This window comes from Arthrobacter sp. G.S.26 (genome assembly GCF_050847375.1).
In the GTDB taxonomy this organism is placed as follows: domain Bacteria; phylum Actinomycetota; class Actinomycetes; order Actinomycetales; family Micrococcaceae; genus Arthrobacter.
Map to the genome: position 1 here is coordinate 3000446 of NZ_CP193752.1, position 16244 is coordinate 3016689.

A 16244-nucleotide genomic window follows, 5' to 3' on the forward strand; every position below is an offset into this window, starting at 1 on the left:
CGATGCGAACAATCCGGGCGGGCCCGGCTGCGCCCGGCGGTGGCGGAATATCGCCCGGTGGATGTGAAAAACTCCCGGTAGCCAGGGCCTGGGGCCCCGGATACCGGGAGTTCAACAGAAGGCTTCCGCCCGCCGCGCCTTAGAGGGCGGTGGTGGATCCGCCTGCTGCAGCGATCTTTTCAGCAGCGCTGGCCGAGAATGCGTGGACGGTGACGTCAACCTTGACGGTGATGTCGCCGGTGCCCAGCACCTTGACGGGCTGGTTCTTGCGAACGGCGCCCTTTTCAACCAGGTTCTCCACGGTGACAGTGCCACCTTCGGGGAACAGTTCGTTGAGCTTGTCCAGGTTTACAACCTGGAACTCAACGCGGAACGGGTTCTTGAAACCGCGCAGCTTCGGCAGGCGCATGTGCAGCGGCAGCTGGCCGCCGGCAAAGCCAGCCTTGATCTGGTAGCGGGCCTTTGTACCCTTGGTACCGCGACCAGCGGTCTTACCCTTGGAGCCTTCACCACGACCAACACGGGTCTTGGCGGTCTTGGCACCCGGGGCGGGACGCAGGTGGTGAACCTTCAGGGCGTTCTGCTTCTCAGCGGTGCCCTGTGCCTTTTCAGCAGTCTTGTCTGCCATTTACTTCGCCTCCTCTACCTTTACCAGGTGCGGAACCGTGTTCAGCATTCCGACGGTGACGGCATCGGCGGTGCGGACAACAGTCTGTCCGATCCGCTTCAGGCCGAGTGACCGCAGGGTGTCGCGCTGGTTCTGCTTGCCGCCAATGGCGGACTTGATCTGAGTGATCTCCAACTTGGAGTCGGAGGGGACCAGGTTCTTAGCCATAACTTAGACACCAGCCTTTGAGTTCAGGAGGGCCTTCACCAGCGCAGCCGGAGCAACCTCGTCCAGCGGCAGGCCGCGGCGTGCTGCCACTGCTGCCGGCTCTTCGAGGCGCTTCAGGGCATCAACGGTCGCGTGAACGATGTTGATGGCGTTTGAGGAACCGAGCGACTTGGAGAGGATGTCGTGGATGCCCACGCACTCCAGTACTGCACGGACCGGACCACCGGCGATAACACCGGTACCGGCGGAAGCCGGACGCAGCATTACGACGCCGGCAGCGGCTTCACCCTGAACGCGGTGCGGGATGGTGTTGCCAACGCGGGGAACGCGGAAGAAGGACTTCTTGGCCTCTTCGACGCCCTTTGCGATAGCGGCAGGAACTTCCTTAGCCTTGCCGTAGCCAACGCCGACCATGCCGTTACCGTCACCAACGACGACCAGTGCGGTGAAGCTGAAGCGACGACCACCCTTGACCACCTTGGAAACGCGGTTGATGGTAACAACGCGCTCTACGAACTGGCTCTTCTCAGCTTCGCGGCCGCCGTCGCGGCCACCACGGCCACCACGGTCGCCACGGCCCTGGCCGCGGTCGCCACGCTCGCCGCGACGGGCGCCACCACGGCGGTCGTCGGCAGCTGCGGGAGCGGTCGCGTCAGTGGCCGGAGCAGCTACGGCAGCAGTTGCCTTCTGATCTGCAGACACAGTGTCCTTTTCCTTGTTTGCTTCCGTCACAGTGACAGCCCACCTTCACGTGCGCCGTCAGCGACAGCGGCGATCCGGCCGTGGTACTTGTTACCACCGCGGTCGAAGACAACAGCTTCGATACCGGCAGCCTTCGCACGCTCGGCAACGAGCTCGCCAACGCGCTTGGCCTTGGCAGTCTTGTCACCGTCGAATGCACGGAGGTCGGCTTCCAGAGTGGAGGCGCTCGCTACGGTCAGGCCCTTGGTGTCATCGACAACCTGGACGAATACGTGGCGTGCGGAACGGTTGACGACCAGACGAGGACGTACAGCCGTACCGGAGATGCGCTTACGGATACGAAGCTGGCGGCGGCTGCGCGAAGCAGACTTGCTCTTGTTCGTACGCTTCTTGTTAATTGCGATGGCCATGGTTACTTACCAGCCTTTCCGACCTTGCGGCGGATGACTTCGCCGGCGTAACGGATGCCCTTGCCCTTATAGGGGTCCGGCTTCCGCAGCTTGCGAATATTGGCAGCAACCTCGCCGACCTGCTGCTTGTTGATACCTGAAACAGAGAGCTTGGTCGGGGTCTCTACTGCAAAGGTGATGCCGGCCGGGGCAGCAACGCTGACCGGGTGGCTGTAACCAAGAGCGAACTCAAGGTCGGATCCCTTGGCCTGAACGCGGTAACCGGTACCGACGATTTCAAGCTTCTTCTCGTAGCCCTTCGTAACGCCCTCGATCATGTTGGAGATCAGGGTGCGTGTGAGGCCGTGGAGTGAACGGGAGGCGCGCTCGTCGTTCGGGCGGGCGACGGTCAGGGTGTCTGCATCCAGGGTGACCTCGATCGGGCTGGCCACAGTGTGGTTCAGCTCGCCTTTGGTGCCCTTGACGCTGACGACAGAGCCGTCAACCTTGACCTCAACGCCGGCAGGAACGGTGATGGGGAGACGTCCAATACGTGACATTATTCTCTTCCTTTCCCGTTACCAGACGTACGCGAGGACTTCGCCGCCCACGCCCTTCTTGCCGGCCTGCTTGTCAGTCAGGAGGCCGGAAGAGGTGGACAGGATTGCGACACCCAGGCCACCCAGCACGTGCGGCAGGTTGGTGGACTTTGCGTAAACACGCAGGCCCGGCTTGGAAATACGGCGGACGCCAGCGATTGAACGCTCGCGGTTCGGACCGAATTTCAGATCGATGGTCAGCTTTTTGCCGACCTCAGCTTCCTCTTCCTTCCAGCCGGCGATGAAGCCTTCTGCCTTCAGGATGTCGGCAACGCGTGCCTTGAGCTTGCTGTACGGCATGGTCACGGAATCGTGGTATGCCGAGTTTGCATTGCGCAGACGCGTGAGCATGTCTGCGACAGGATCTGTCATTGTCATGGTGGGCTCGTGCCCTTCCTCATAACGGTTTCCGCGGCGCTGCCCTGAACGAATTCAGGGGCCGTGCCGCCGGACCTTTTACGTAGTTAGATTAGTCTTCGGCCTTGAACGGGAAACCAAGCGCCTTAAGCAGCGCGCGGCCTTCGTCATCGGTCTTGGCAGTGGTAACAACCGTGATGTCCATACCGCGGACGCGGTCGATGGAGTCCTGGTCGATTTCGTGGAACATAACCTGTTCGGTCAGACCGAAGGTGTAGTTACCGTTTCCGTCGAACTGCTTGCCGCTCAGGCCGCGGAAGTCGCGGATACGGGGCAGTGCGAGGGTGACCAGGCGGTCCAGGAATTCCCACATGCGGTCGCCACGCAGGGTAGCGTGTGCACCGATGGGCATGCCTTCGCGCAGCTTGAACTGTGCGATCGACTTGCGGGCCTTGGTTACCTGCGGCTTCTGGCCGGTGATCAGGGTCAGATCGCGGACAGCGCCGTCGATCAGCTTGGAGTCCTTGGCGGCATCTCCAACACCCATGTTCACAACGACCTTCACCAGGCGGGGAACCTGGTTGACGTTTTCGTACTTGAATTCCTCAACGAGCGTGCTCTTGATGGAATCGGCGTACTTGGTCTTCAGACGAGGAACGATCTTCGTTGCCGGAGTCTCGAGAGTCTCAGTCATTAGATGTCCTTCCCTGAGCTCTTGGCCACGCGGATGCGTACTTCGCGCTGCTTGCCGTCACGTTCAACGGTGTCGATGCGGAAGCCGACGCGGGTGGGCTTCTTGGTGGACGGGTCAACCAGAGCCACGTTGGAGATGTGGATCGGGGCTTCAACAACCTCGATGCCACCGGTCTTGGTGCCGCGCTGCGACTGACCGACCTTGGTGTGCTTGGTTACGCGGTTGACGCCTTCAACCAGCACGCGGTTGGTGTCGGTGAACACGCGCAGGACTTTGCCCTGCTTGCCGCGGTCGCCGCCACGCTCTGCCTTGGCGCCAGTGATGACCTGAACCAGGTCACCCTTCTTGATCTTTGCAGCCATGGACTAGAGCACCTCCGGAGCCAGAGAAACGATCTTCATGAACTTCTTGTCGCGAAGTTCACGACCAACCGGTCCGAAGATACGGGTACCGCGGGGGTCACCGTCAGCCTTCAGGATCACAGCTGCGTTCTCGTCAAACTTGATGTAGGAACCATCCGCACGGCGGCGTTCCTTCTTGGTACGGACGATGACTGCCTTGACAACATCGCCCTTCTTTACGTTGCCGCCCGGAATTGCGTCCTTGACGGTAGCGACGATGACGTCGCCAATGCCTGCGTAGCGACGGCCAGATCCACCGAGAACGCGAATGGTAAGGATTTCCTTAGCACCCGTGTTGTCGGCGACCTTGAGTCGCGACTCCTGCTGAATCACTATTTACTCCTTGCGTCGCGCCGGTTCTCAGACCGAAAATCTTCCTACGGAATGAGCCTTGCGGAACGGTTGATCGGGGTGTCTCTTGACCTGCCTGGATTTTGCCAGACCAGGCCTAAACGCCCGTGCCTGAAGCAGTTGCTCCCATCCGTTCCGGACCGGATCCGGGCGTCAGGGGGCACTATGCCGTGGCACGCTTGTTTACGAGGTTTGATGAAGGCGCGAGAAAGCGCCATACAAACTCAAAATCTTAGCACGTTTCGCGCAGATCCCCATATCACCTGCCGCGCTGCCCCGGCAACACGGATGGACGACGGCGGCAGCCGGCCAGGTCGCCCGGCGCACCCTTCGTGCGTGGCCGCCAGGGCGTACGGCGGGTTAACGGGAAAGCCCCCGCAACCAGGAGGGTGCGGGGGCTTCCAGCGAAGCAGCAGAAGCTACTTGGCCTTCTCGAGGATCTCCACGAGCCGCCAGTTCTTCGTGGCGGACAGCGGGCGGGTCTCGGCGATGACTACGAGGTCGCCGATGCCGGCGGTGTTCTCTTCGTCGTGGGCCTTGACCTTCGAGGTACGGCGGATGACCTTGCCGTACAGAGCGTGCTTCACGCGGTCTTCAACCTGAACAACGATGGTCTTTTCCATCTTGTCAGAGACCACGTAGCCGCGACGCGTCTTACGCTGACCGCGCTGCTCAGCCGTGGCTGCAGTAGCAGTTTCGGTCACGTTCTCGTCCTTTTCACTCACTTGGCATCCTCCTCGGTCTCAACCGTTTCAGCCGGCTCGGCCTTCTTGGTTGCAGCCTTCTTGGACTTCTTCTCTTCCTTGGCTTCCACAACCGGTGCGGCAACCTCGGCACGGATGCCCAGCTCGCGCTCACGGAGAACGGTGTAGATGCGGGCGATGTCCTTCTTTACCGCGCGCAGGCGGCCGTGGCTCTCGAGCTGTCCGGTGGCGGACTGGAAACGCAGGTTGAACAGCTCTTCCTTGGCCTTACGGAGTTCCTCGACGAGACGCTCGTTGTCGAAACCGTCCAGCTGTGCGGGAGCCAGTTCCTTGGATCCTACTGACATTTCTATTCACCACCTTCGCGACGCAGAATGCGTGCCTTCAACGGGAGCTTGTGGATTGCCAGGCGCAGGGCCTCGCGTGCTACCGATTCTTCGACGCCGGAGATCTCAAAGAGAACCCGGCCCGGCTTGACGTTTGCGACCCACCATTCCGGTGAACCCTTACCGGAACCCATGCGGGTTTCGGCGGGCTTCTTGGTGAGGGGACGGTCCGGGTAGATGTTGATCCAGACCTTGCCGCCACGCTTGATGTGGCGGGTCATCGCGATACGTGCAGACTCGATCTGACGGTTGGTGACGTATGCCGGGCTCAGTGCCTGGATGCCGTACTCACCGAAGGAGACCTTGGTGCCGCCCGTAGCAGCGCCGGAACGACCCGGGTGGTGCTGCTTACGGTGCTTGACTCGACGTGGGATAAGCATTTAAGCCTGTCCTCCTTCTACTGCAGCGGGTGCAGCCTCAACTGCCGGTGCCTCTGCAGCAGGAGCTGCGTCGGCGGCCGGACGGTCGTTACGACGGCGGCGGTCACCACGGTCAGCGCCACCGGGACGGCCCGGACGGTCGCCGGAGCGGCCGCGGGACGGTGCGGAAGCGGCCTGCTGGGCCAGTTCCTTGGCGGTGACGTCGCCCTTGTAGATCCAGACCTTCACGCCGATGCGGCCGAAGGTGGTCTTGGCTTCGTAGAAGCCATAGTCGATGTTCGCGCGGAGGGTGTGCAGGGGCACACGGCCCTCGCGGTAGAACTCCGAGCGGGACATTTCAGCGCCACCCAGGCGGCCCGAGCAGGCGATCCGGATGCCCTTGGCACCGGCACGCTGTGCGGACTGCATGGCCTTCTTCATCGCGCGGCGGAAAGCCACACGTGAGGTCAGCTGCTCTGCAACACCCTGGGCAACAAGCTGGGCTTCCATCTCGGGGTTCTTGACCTCGAGGATGTTCAGCTGTACCTGCTTGCCGGTGAGCTTCTCGAGCTCGCCGCGGATGCGGTCTGCTTCTGCTCCACGGCGGCCGATGACGATGCCGGGACGTGCCGTGTGGATATCCACGCGGACACGGTCACGGGTGCGCTCGATCTCAACCTTGGCGATACCGGCGCGCTCCATGCCCGTGGACATCAGCTGGCGGATGCGGATGTCTTCGCGAACGAAGTCCTTGTACCGCTGGCCGGCCTTGGTGCTGTCAGCGAACCAGTGCGATACGTGATCGGTGGTGATGCCGAGTCGGAACCCATGCGGGTTTACTTTCTGTCCCACTTAGCGAGCCTCCTCTTTCTCAGGGGTAGCGACAACCACGGTGATGTGGCTGGTGCGCTTCTTGATCTGAAATGCACGACCCTGGGCACGCGGCTGGAACCGCTTCATGGTCGGGCCTTCATCAACAAACGCCTCGCTGATGATGAGGTCGCCTTCGTCAAACGCAACGCCGTCGCGGTCCGCGAGGACCCGGGCGTTGGAGATTGCCGACTGTACTACCTTGAATACCGGCTCCGAAGCTGCCTGGGGGGCAAACTTCAGAATTGCCAGAGCCTCATTCGCTTGCAAACCACGAACAAGGTTGACGACGCGCCGGGCCTTCATAGGCGTTACGCGGATGTGGCGCGCAATTGCCTTGGCTTCCATTGCTTTCCTTCTCTCGTCTTTGACGTAAGTGCAGGCGCCTAGCGGCGCTTGCCCTTACGGTCGTCCTTGACATGGCCGCGGAATGTCCGCGTGGGAGCGAATTCGCCGAGCTTGTGCCCGACCATCGACTCAGTGACAAACACGGGGATGTGCTTGCGTCCGTCGTGTACGGCGATCGTGTGCCCGAGCATGTCGGGGATGATCATCGAACGGCGGGACCAGGTCTTGATGACGTTCTTGGTGCCCTTTTCGTTTTCCCTGGCTACCTTCACAAAGAGGTGCTGGTCAACGAAAGGACCTTTTTTCAGGCTGCGTGGCATGTGTCCAGGCTCCTATCGCTTGTTCTTGCCAGTACGACGGCGACGAACAATAAGCTTGTCGCTCTCTTTGTTGGGGCGGCGGGTGCGGCCTTCACGCTTACCGTTCGGGTTGACGGGGTTACGTCCACCGGACGTCTTGCCCTCGCCACCACCGTGCGGGTGGTCAACCGGGTTCATGGCGACACCACGGACGGTCGGGCGGACGCCCTTCCAGCGCATGCGGCCGGCCTTGCCCCAGTTGATGTTCGACTGCTCGGCGTTGCCGACCTCGCCGACGGTTGCGCGGCAGCGCACGTCAACGTTGCGGATTTCGCCGGAAGGCAGACGCAGCTGGGCGAAACGGCCTTCCTTTGCAACAAGCTGGATCGATGCGCCGGCGGAGCGGCCCATCTTGGCGCCGCCACCCGGACGCAGTTCAACTGCGTGGATTACGGTACCCACCGGGATGTTGAGGAGGGGCAGGTTGTTACCGGGCTTGATGTCAGCACCGGCACCTGCCTCAACAACGTCACCCTGGGAGAGCTTGTTGGGGGCGATGATGTAACGCTTGGTGCCATCAACGTAGTGCAGGAGGGCGATGCGAGCCGTGCGGTTCGGATCGTACTCGATTTCGGCAACGCGGGCGTTGACGCCGTCCTTGTCGTGGCGACGGAAGTCGATCAGACGGTACTGGCGCTTGTGGCCACCACCCTTGTGACGGGTGGTGATCTTACCGGTGTTGTTACGGCCGCCCTTTTTCGGGAGGGGACGTACCAACGACTTTTCCGGCGTTGACCGCGTGATTTCGGTGAAGTCCGCTACGCTCGAGCCACGACGGCCCGGAGTAGTCGGCTTGTATTTACGGATTCCCATAATTTATTTCCTCGTTAAAGTGGTCTCCGCTACGAAAGCGGACCGCCGAAGATGTCGATAGTGCCTTCTTTGAGGCTCACAATTGCACGCTTGGTGTTCTTGCGGGTACCCCATCCGAATTTGGTGCGCTTGCGCTTACCGGCACGGTTGATGGTGTTGATCGATTCGACCTTGACGGAGAAGATTTTCTCCACGGCCAGCTTGATCTCGGTCTTGTTCGAGCGGGGGTCCACCAGGAAGGTGTACTTTCCCTCATCGATCAGGCCGTAGCTCTTTTCCGACACGACGGGTGCAAGCACTACGTCGCGGGGATCCTTGATGGTGGCTGCACTCACTTGGCATCCTCCTCGTTCTTTGCCACTGCCTTGCCGGCAACGAATGCGTCGTAAGCAGCCTTGGTGAAGACAACGTCATCGGAGACGAGAACGTCGTAGGTGTTCAGCTGGTCTGCGTACAGAACGTGAACACCTTCGAGGTTGCGCACGGAAAGTGCAGCAACGTCGTTGGCGCGCTCGATGACAACCAGCAGGTTTTTGCGCTCGGAAACGCCGCGCAGTGCTGCCAAAGCGGACTTGGCGGAAGGCTTGGTGCCTTCAACCAGTTCAGCGACAACGTGGATACGGCTGTTGCGTGCCCGGTCGGAGAGTGCGCCGCGCAGTGCAGCAGCAATCATCTTCTTGGGGGTGCGCTGGCTGTAGTCACGCGGTGTGGGACCGTGGACAACGCCACCGCCGGTCATGTGCGGAGCACGGATTGAACCCTGACGGGCGCGGCCGGTGCCCTTCTGCTTGAACGGCTTGCGTCCTGCACCGGAAACTTCAGCGCGGGTCTTGGTCTTGTGGGTACCCTGGCGAGCAGCAGCGAGCTGTGCGACGACGACCTGGTGCAGCAGCGGCACGTTGGTCTGTACGTCGAAGATCTCTGCAGGCAGGTCAACCTGGACAGTGTTAGCCATTGAACTAGGCTCCCTTCACGGCGGTGCGTACGAAGACGACCTGGCCGCGGGCGCCGGGAACGGCGCCCTTGATCAGGAGCAGCGACTTCTCGGCGTCAACACCGTGAACCGTGAGGTTCAGAGTGGTGTGACGCACGGCGCCCATGCGGCCGGCCATTTTCATGCCCTTGAAGACGCGGCTCGGGGTGGATGCGCCACCGATTGAACCGGGCTTACGGTGGTTCTTGTGGGCACCGTGGGAAGCTCCAACGCCGTGGAAGCCGTGACGCTTCATAACACCGGCGAAGCCCTTACCCTTGGTGGTGCCGATGACGTCGATCTTCTGTCCGGCTTCGAAGACCTCTACTGAGAGCTCCTGGCCAAGCGCGTACTCAGCAGCATCTGCGGTACGGAGTTCGACGACGTGGCGGCGAGGCGTGACGCCTGCCTTTTCAAAGTGACCAGCCAGCGGCTTGGTGACCTTGCGGGGATCGATCTGGCCGTAGCCGATCTGAACGGCGACGTAGCCATCAACTTCTGCGTTGCGCAGCTGGGTGATGACGTTTGAGTCTGCCTGGACCACAGTGACGGGGATGAGCTTGTTGTTCTCGTCCCAGACCTGGGTCATGCCGAGCTTCGTGCCCAGCAGGCCCTTTACGTTACGGGTTGCGGTCATAGTCTCTCAGCACCTCCCTACAGCTTGATTTCGATGTTCACGTCGGCCGGCAGGTCGAGGCGCATAAGCGAGTCGACAGCCTTGGGCGTGGGATCGATGATGTCGATAAGACGCTTGTGCGTGCGCATTTCAAAGTGCTCGCGGCTGTCTTTGTACTTGTGCGGAGAGCGGATAACGCAGTACACGTTCTTCTCCGTCGGAAGCGGCACGGGGCCAACAACCGTTGCGCCTGCGCGCGTGACCGTCTCAACGATCTTCCGTGCTGAAACGTCAATGACCTCGTGGTCGTATGACTTCAGCCGGATGCGGATTTTTTGTCCCGCCATGTCGCCTGACTCTCTTTCAGTCTGTGCTTCCCCTGATTGGGGCTGCTCTGTTCACTTACCCGTTGTGTGGCTGCCGAAGCATTCAAAGTCGTAACCACCACCCGCCGCACAAACTGAATCCGGACGAATCCGGGTTCCTCACCTTGCCGGCGTAACCGACCCCCGCGGTCGGGCGTGTCGCGCTTTGGACGCATACAAATCCGCAATTCCATGGGGGTGGGTTATGTTTGGGCTTCCACCTGGACCCTGGCACCCGGCATTATCCGGATCGGGACACGAAGAAGCGCTTGAACAACTCATCTAGTATGCCGGAAACGGGCGCCAGATGCGAATCGGGCCTTACCGGCCCCCTGCGCGGCCCATTGCCCTGCACTGGGTCCGTGTGGATGATTGGTCCATGACGCTCGAAAGCACGGAATCGGCGACGGAGCTCGCAGGCCGCATCCCGCCGTCGTTCACGTTGGGAGTGGCGGCGGCGGCGTTCCAGATCGAGGGCTCCCTGAGTGCTGACGGCCGTGGCCCGTCCGGCTGGGATGCGTTCGCGGAGAAGCCCGGCGCCATCGTTGCGGGCGATTCCCCGGCAGTGGCCTGCGACCACTACAACCGCCTTCCCCAGGACGTTGCCCTGCTCCAGGACCTCGGCGTGGACTCGTACCGGTTTTCGCTGTCCTGGCCCCGGATCCAGCCTGATGGCCGCGGCGGCTTCAACGCTGAAGGCCTGGATTTCTACGACCGCCTGATCGACAGCCTCCTCGCGGCAGGTATCTCGCCCATGGCCACCCTCTACCACTGGGACACTCCCCTGCCGCTTGAGCACAGCGGCGGCTGGCTCAACCGAGACACCGCCGGCCGTTTCGCCGATTATGCCGCGGCGGCCGCCGCCCGGTTCGGCGACCGCGTGGCGCAATGGGTCACCCTGAACGAACCGTTGTCAGTGACGCTTAACGGATACGCCCTGGGCGTCCATGCTCCGGGCCGGGCACTCCTCTTTGATGCGCTGCCCGCCATCCACCATCAGCTCCTGGCCCACGGGCTGGGGGTGCAGGCCCTCCGCGCCGCCGGCGTCGCAGGTGGTGTAGGGATCACCAACCTCCACGCTCCCGTGCGGCCCGCCAGCGGCAAGCCCGGCGACCGGTTGGTGGCCCACATGTATGACCTGCTGATGAACAGGATGTACGCCGACCCGGTGCTGTTGGGCCGCTATCCCCGCCTGCCGTTCTACGCCAGGCCGTGGCTGCGGTCCCTCGGCAGGGTCTCCGACGCCGACCTGCGCACCATCCATCAGCCCTTGGACTTCTACGGCCTGAACTACTATTTCCCGGTCAGGGTGGCCCTGGGGCGGGGGCCCGCCGGGCCGCCGGACCTGCCGGAAGCGGTGGCCAGGATGCCCTTCCACGATGTGGGCTACCCCGAATACAAGAGCACCGGCTTTGGCTGGCCGGTGGCGCCACAGCACCTGGGCATCCTGCTGCGGGACTTCCGTGACCGCTACGGCGCCTCGCTCCCCCCGGTGTTCATCACGGAGGGCGGTGCCAGCTTCCCGGAGCCCGCCAACGTGACCGGCACACTGCAGGATACCGAGCGGGTCCGCTATCTGGCCGATCACCTGGGCGCGGCGCTGGCGGCCGTGGCCCCGGGCGGATCCGCGGAGGGTGTGGACCTCCGCGGCTACTACGTCTGGACGCTGATGGACAACTTCGAATGGGCTGCCGGTTATTCGCAGCGTTTCGGCCTGGTCCACGTGGACTTCGACACCCAGGAACGGACGCCCAAACAGTCGTTCTACTGGTACCAGGCCCTGGCGCGGGCCCGGCAGGCCTGAATCGGCCTTCCAGCGGGGCAGTTACTGGTTTTTGTTGGCCCGGTTGATCCGCTTTGCCCGGTCGATTTCCTGGCGGAAATGCTTTTTGGCCCAAAACACGCCTGCCACTACGGCAACGGCGACAATGAGGAAAATAAGCCATCCCATGATGAACTCCCTTCGATGCTGCAACAGTATCAGGGGGCGTTGCCCGAAGCTCCGTCCCCTGCTTCAGGCCCGGCGCCGGTGCTGCGGTTCAGGCGCCATACAGCGAAGGCAATGAGTCCGACGGCGATCAGCGCCAGCAGCGCGAACGTGTACTGGCGCATGGCCCACAGGACGCACGCGGCAACCCCGGCGGCACCCCACCACACGAACAGCCGTTCACCAAAAGCCAGCCCGGCCAGCAGCAGCCCTGCCAGGAGCACCAGCACCCAAAGCTGCTGGCCGCCGTTGCCGCCGAAGACTATGCCCAGCCCGCTCAATGTCAGCAGCCCGGCCGCCACTGACAAAACAGTCCGGCCCACGGCGGCCTGCCCCGCCAGGTACCGCAGCACCGCCACCGCGGCGCCCAACAGCACGTACCACTGCACCACCCAGAAAAGGTCGGGCAGCCCGGCGAAGCTGCGGGTGTCAAGGCTGAAGATCGAGGCCCGCTGGATGCCTGCCAGCACTGCCACCGCGCCCAGCTCCGCCGTGGCCCGCCGCCATCTGGCCGGCACCTCCACCACAGTGATGCCGACGCCTGCCGCCAGGACAGCTGCGCCGGTCCAGGATGTCGCGTCGGCACGCAGCCCCTGGGCCGCAACGCCGGCGAGGCCCACCAGGGCGCCGCCCACGAGGGACCAACGGCGGACCGGGTCCAGCGCCGAAAGCACACCCGGGAGCCAGCGGGCCCCGTAAAGGCCCACAGCGGCCAGGCCCGTTCCGGCAAGCCACGGCCAGTAGCTTCCCCACACGCCAACCGGGGGCGGGAAAACGGCCAGCGACAGCAGGCCGGCTCCGGCCAGCACCGCTGCCGCAGCCACCGGATACAGGACTGGGATCCGCTCCACGTGGGAGACAGTGAAACAGGTTGCCGCGACCACCAGCACAGCGGCGCCGGGCGCCCAGTCCATGGCCAGGGGCGACACGGACAGGGCTGTCACCGCGAAGGCGCCGGCAGCTGCAACCCAAAGCCAGCGATCGGCCGCGGACTCCTGCGGGCGCCCGCGCCGCCACACCCCTGCGGCGCACGCCGCAACCGCCAGGCCCATCAGGACCAGCAGCGTGCCCGTATACGTCAGGAGCGGCGGCGTCAGGCGGACAACCGGTCCCAGCGAAAGGGCCAGGACCAGCAGCGCGAAGATCCCGAAGTAGAGTGCGCCGCGGGCCGCGAACAGCCGGCTGGCCACCACCGCGGAAACCAGCAGCAGTGCCAGTTCCAGGAGCACAACCCACCGTCCGGCGTCGGCCGCCCCGGGACCGGAAACGTTCCGCAGCGCGAAAACCACGGGCAGGATGGCCTGCCCGGCCAGGGTGATCCACACCGCGGCCTGCTGGAACGGAACGGCCGCCAGGCGGTGCCGCATCGCCCAGCGCACCCCGTGCTGGGCTGCCAGGACCCCCGCGAACGTGAGGGAGACTGCGGTGGGCGAGGCGCCGGCGTCGTAACTGAACACCACGGCCAGCGCCGCAGCGGACACCCTGGCGGCAACAAAGTACCAGCCCTTGCGGACAGGCTGGGGCGCTGCCACCACCATGGCCGCAGCGAACACGCCAAAGACGGCGAGGAGGATTTCCGCGTAGGCGGGATTCCCGGCGGAAAGCACGGCAAGGGCCACAACCGCGGCAGGGGCAATAACGACGGCGGCCCGGCGCTCGCGGAGCACGTACCCGGCGGCGGCAGCAGACAGCGCAGCGGCGGCAAGGACCGCCGTGTTGTGCCAGGTTCCAGTGGACAGCGCCGGCGCCAGCATGGCACTGGCTGCCAACTGCAGGAACACCACCGCTCCAGTGTCTGCAAGGACGCCACGGGGCGCCCGGCCGAGGATGGCGGCACCCAGCGGGAACACCAGCTGCGCCGCCAGGACGAGGACCAGGACAACGGCCGGCTGGACCGCGCCGGGCGCATACTGGGCCAGGCCCGTCAGGACCAGGACGGTACCGGCGGCACGCGCCAGCCACCAATAGGTCCAGCGGTGCCCACGTCCCGGCAGCCGGCGTGCGGCGACCAGGAAGTAGGCGGTCAGCAGGAGCAACGCAGCGTTGGCCACGGCGTCGGGGAGTTCACTGAAGGCGGTCAGAACCAGCACGGCGGCTGCCGCCGGGGGCAGCACCTCCCCCACGCTTGCGCTCCACCGGCCGGCCGATGGGTTCCGCGGCAGCAGGACCAGGCCCACGGCCAGCGCTGCCGCCAGCTGCAGGAACAGGCCCGCGGTGGCCAGCGGCGCCGGCTCCGTCCAGGCCAGCACAACACTGCAGGCAAGTCCGGCGAGTACAAAGCCCATCAACGTTGCCTCCGGGGCCAGCGCGGGCCGGCTCCGGACCATCACCCATATCGACAGCAGCTGCTGGAGGACCACGGCAACGAGGAGTGCCGCCAGGATGGCAGGCCGTTGCGCGCTGCCATCCGTGACGGCGGCTGCAACAGCGGGTGCGGCGGCGGTGAGTGCCAACCTGGCGTTGAACAGCAGCAACGGGACAGTTGCCGGCGTCGCGATTCCCGGGCGCATCCTGGCCAGCCAGCCGGCGCCGGCCAGGAGCAGCATCAAGGCCAGCGGCCACGCCCCCATAACGGGCGCGGCCAGTCCTGCCAGCAGCAGGGCGGCATAGGGGGCATATTCGGCCCTGCCGCCCAGCCTGGCGGCGAGTACCATGCTGGTGGCGAGGAGGATAAGCACCGGGACCCAAAGCGGGACGCCGCCCTGGCCCTGCCGGGAAAACTCCACGGCCGCGGCAAAGATGCCTGTGGCCAGTGCCTGGACGGCAAAGGTTCCCAGTGCATCAAAGCGCCACCTGCCCCGGACCCGGGGCGGAACCTGCGGTTGGGCCTGGATCTGTGGCTGGGCCTGTCGGTCTTCGTCCGTCACAGGGGCGGAGGGGAACCACTTCGCGAGGACCGGCATGCCGTACGCCACCGCGATGGACTGGGCCGCCAGAAGGACAACCGCCGCCAGCAGACCGTCACGGCCGTGCCCGGTCAGCACCGCGACGCCCACGGACAACCCCGCTGTCAGGGCTGCCCGAGCGGCGAAGTAGTGCAGGACCCGTTGCGTGCTGCTGCGGACGGCTGCAATGCCGGCGAAGTACACGCCGCACAGTCCGATGACCCACGCGTATTCGGACGCGGAGATCAGGCCCGGGATGCAGGTGACAACCAGTGCCACGGCCGGAACCAGCACCGGATGCAGGACGGCCAGGGGCTGCACATACAGCGGCGGGAGCCAGCCGGGCCTGCCCAGGGAGAGCACGGTAAAGCCAATGGACACCGCGATGAGGACCACGAAGTACCAGACCAGGGCTGCGCCGAGCACAGCGGTGCCGGACCAGGCCGTCGAGATCAGGAACGTCAGCGAAAGGTAGGCCAGAACCCTGCTCTCCAGCCGCACCGACGCCGCAACGTAGGCGGCCGTTCCCACCAGGGAGGTGACGAGCCAGGCCGCCGGGCCGTCGCTCCAGGCGAAGTTGTACATCGCCAGCCCGGTCACCGGCACCAGCGCCAGCCCCGTGCCGGTAAAGGCGACCGCCGCAGGTTTGAGCCGTGCCACTTTGGCATGCAGGACAAATCCCGCGACGTAGAAGGCTGCGGCCACGGCGCAGACTCCGGCGAACCGGAGCATGGGCGGCAGGCCGGTACCAATAAAGAGGGCAGCCGCAGCCACCAGGAGCAGGCTGGCCACGTAAAGCGTGATGTTGATGTTCTGCCGGTCGCGGCGGGCCCGCCGCGCCTGGCGCTTGGCTTCGGTTTCTACGGGCACGGCAGTTCCATGCATAGGGACCGACGGCGGAACGGCAAGCGGCTGCGCGGGTGTGGCGTGGGCGGGTTCGGCCAGCTGCTGCCGGGCCGGCTGCAACAGTGCCGGTTGCAGCAGGGGCTGCCGGGTGGGCGCCCACGGTTTCTGCGCCGCCCCAAACACTTCCTGCACAGGTGCCAGCGGCGGAGTAGGGACGGCAGGCGGTCCCAGTGGCTCAGCACGCGGGGCCACCGGCGTCGGCCGGGCTGTTGACGATGCTGGCGCCGGTGGTTCCGCGGCCACCCTGGCCATGGCATCGAGCCAGCCCTGCAGGTGTCCGGCCCGGTATCCGGCCTCGTAGGATTCGTCCGTCATGTCCATGGCCTTTCCGGGCAGCGTTGTGGC

Annotated in this window: 23 protein-coding genes; 1 reads left to right on the forward strand and 22 read right to left on the reverse strand. The window is 64.3% G+C overall.

Translation table 11 applies throughout. The features are described from left to right. Positions 1-139: 139 nt before the first annotated feature. The 20 genes from rplO to rpsJ all read right to left on the reverse strand — a co-directional run bounded on the left by rplO (position 140) and on the right by rpsJ (position 10103). Entirely contained in the window at positions 140-628 is a 489-nt protein-coding gene (gene rplO / locus ACRB8A_RS13710; protein WP_050684384.1) for a 50S ribosomal protein L15, read from the reverse strand. After that, a complete protein-coding gene (gene rpmD, locus ACRB8A_RS13715) occupies positions 629-835 on the reverse strand; it encodes a 50S ribosomal protein L30 (protein ID WP_050684385.1) in 207 nt (68 codons plus the stop codon). It lies immediately after the preceding gene. A 3-nt stretch (positions 836-838) separates the two neighbouring features. Then, entirely contained in the window at positions 839-1567 is a 729-nt protein-coding gene (rpsE, locus tag ACRB8A_RS13720; protein ID WP_050684386.1) for a 30S ribosomal protein S5, read from the reverse strand. Continuing rightward, complete coding sequence (gene rplR / locus ACRB8A_RS13725) at positions 1564-1947, reverse strand: 50S ribosomal protein L18 (RefSeq protein ID WP_011692796.1); 384 nt, start codon at positions 1945-1947, stop codon at positions 1564-1566. Before rplR ends, rpsE begins: the two co-directional genes overlap by 4 nt. A 2-nt stretch (positions 1948-1949) precedes the next feature. After that, positions 1950-2486 carry a 50S ribosomal protein L6 gene (gene rplF, locus ACRB8A_RS13730; protein ID WP_050684387.1) on the reverse strand — a complete coding sequence of 179 codons (537 nt, stop codon included), beginning with the start codon at positions 2484-2486 and terminating at the stop codon, positions 1950-1952. A gap of 18 nt (positions 2487-2504) precedes the next feature. Next, entirely contained in the window at positions 2505-2903 is a 399-nt protein-coding gene (gene rpsH, locus ACRB8A_RS13735) for a 30S ribosomal protein S8 (RefSeq protein WP_050684388.1), read from the reverse strand. 91 nt (positions 2904-2994) lie between these two features. Next, positions 2995-3576, reverse strand: a complete 582-nt coding sequence (gene rplE / locus ACRB8A_RS13740) for a 50S ribosomal protein L5 (protein WP_050684389.1) — start codon at positions 3574-3576, stop codon at positions 2995-2997. After that, positions 3576-3938: a 50S ribosomal protein L24 gene (gene rplX / locus ACRB8A_RS13745; protein ID WP_050684390.1), complete on the reverse strand. Its 363-nt coding sequence runs from the start codon at positions 3936-3938 to the stop codon at positions 3576-3578. The genes rplE and rplX overlap by 1 nt, the downstream gene beginning before the upstream one ends. A gap of 3 nt (positions 3939-3941) precedes the next feature. Continuing rightward, a complete protein-coding gene (gene rplN, locus ACRB8A_RS13750) occupies positions 3942-4310 on the reverse strand; it encodes a 50S ribosomal protein L14 (protein ID WP_024366126.1) in 369 nt (122 codons plus the stop codon). Positions 4311-4747: 437 nt separating this feature from the next. After that, positions 4748-5053, reverse strand: coding sequence for a 30S ribosomal protein S17 (gene rpsQ, locus ACRB8A_RS13755; protein WP_050684391.1), 306 nt, complete (start codon positions 5051-5053; stop codon positions 4748-4750). Then, entirely contained in the window at positions 5050-5379 is a 330-nt protein-coding gene (gene rpmC, locus ACRB8A_RS13760) for a 50S ribosomal protein L29 (protein ID WP_050684392.1), read from the reverse strand. Before rpmC ends, rpsQ begins: the two co-directional genes overlap by 4 nt. A gap of 2 nt (positions 5380-5381) precedes the next feature. Next, the gene (gene rplP, locus ACRB8A_RS13765) at positions 5382-5798 is read right to left on the reverse strand and encodes a 50S ribosomal protein L16 (protein ID WP_013601829.1); all 417 of its coding nucleotides are present in this window, start codon (positions 5796-5798) and stop codon (positions 5382-5384) included. After that, the gene (gene rpsC, locus ACRB8A_RS13770; RefSeq protein WP_050684393.1) at positions 5799-6629 is read right to left on the reverse strand and encodes a 30S ribosomal protein S3; all 831 of its coding nucleotides are present in this window, start codon (positions 6627-6629) and stop codon (positions 5799-5801) included. After that, a complete protein-coding gene (gene rplV / locus ACRB8A_RS13775; RefSeq protein ID WP_009358304.1) occupies positions 6630-6995 on the reverse strand; it encodes a 50S ribosomal protein L22 in 366 nt (121 codons plus the stop codon). It lies immediately after the preceding gene. A gap of 38 nt (positions 6996-7033) precedes the next feature. Further along, complete coding sequence (gene rpsS, locus ACRB8A_RS13780; RefSeq protein ID WP_003803803.1) at positions 7034-7315, reverse strand: 30S ribosomal protein S19; 282 nt, start codon at positions 7313-7315, stop codon at positions 7034-7036. Between the two features lie 12 nt (positions 7316-7327). Then, complete coding sequence (gene rplB, locus ACRB8A_RS13785) at positions 7328-8167, reverse strand: 50S ribosomal protein L2 (protein ID WP_050684394.1); 840 nt, start codon at positions 8165-8167, stop codon at positions 7328-7330. A 29-nt stretch (positions 8168-8196) separates the two neighbouring features. Further along, positions 8197-8502, reverse strand: coding sequence for a 50S ribosomal protein L23 (rplW, locus tag ACRB8A_RS13790; RefSeq protein WP_018773664.1), 306 nt, complete (start codon positions 8500-8502; stop codon positions 8197-8199). Then, a complete protein-coding gene (gene rplD, locus ACRB8A_RS13795) occupies positions 8499-9122 on the reverse strand; it encodes a 50S ribosomal protein L4 (RefSeq protein WP_285240649.1) in 624 nt (207 codons plus the stop codon). The genes rplW and rplD overlap by 4 nt, the downstream gene beginning before the upstream one ends. Before the next feature lie 4 nt (positions 9123-9126). Next, positions 9127-9777 (reverse strand): 50S ribosomal protein L3, encoded by a 651-nt coding sequence (rplC, locus tag ACRB8A_RS13800; protein ID WP_050684396.1) that lies wholly within the window; start codon positions 9775-9777, stop codon positions 9127-9129. 17 nt (positions 9778-9794) lie between these two features. Next, entirely contained in the window at positions 9795-10103 is a 309-nt protein-coding gene (gene rpsJ, locus ACRB8A_RS13805; protein ID WP_003803825.1) for a 30S ribosomal protein S10, read from the reverse strand. A gap of 397 nt (positions 10104-10500) precedes the next feature. Here rpsJ and ACRB8A_RS13810 point away from each other — a divergent pair, with 397 nt between their 5' ends. Beyond that, a complete protein-coding gene (locus ACRB8A_RS13810; RefSeq protein ID WP_050684397.1) occupies positions 10501-11925 on the forward strand; it encodes a GH1 family beta-glucosidase in 1425 nt (474 codons plus the stop codon). A 21-nt stretch (positions 11926-11946) separates the two neighbouring features. Here ACRB8A_RS13810 and ACRB8A_RS13815 read toward each other — a convergent pair whose 3' ends face one another. Then, positions 11947-12072 carry a hypothetical protein gene (locus ACRB8A_RS13815; protein ID WP_268760258.1) on the reverse strand — a complete coding sequence of 42 codons (126 nt, stop codon included), beginning with the start codon at positions 12070-12072 and terminating at the stop codon, positions 11947-11949. A gap of 29 nt (positions 12073-12101) precedes the next feature. Next, the gene (locus ACRB8A_RS13820) at positions 12102-16214 is read right to left on the reverse strand and encodes a hypothetical protein (RefSeq protein WP_432244879.1); all 4113 of its coding nucleotides are present in this window, start codon (positions 16212-16214) and stop codon (positions 12102-12104) included. Between the last annotated feature and the right edge of the window lie 30 nt (positions 16215-16244).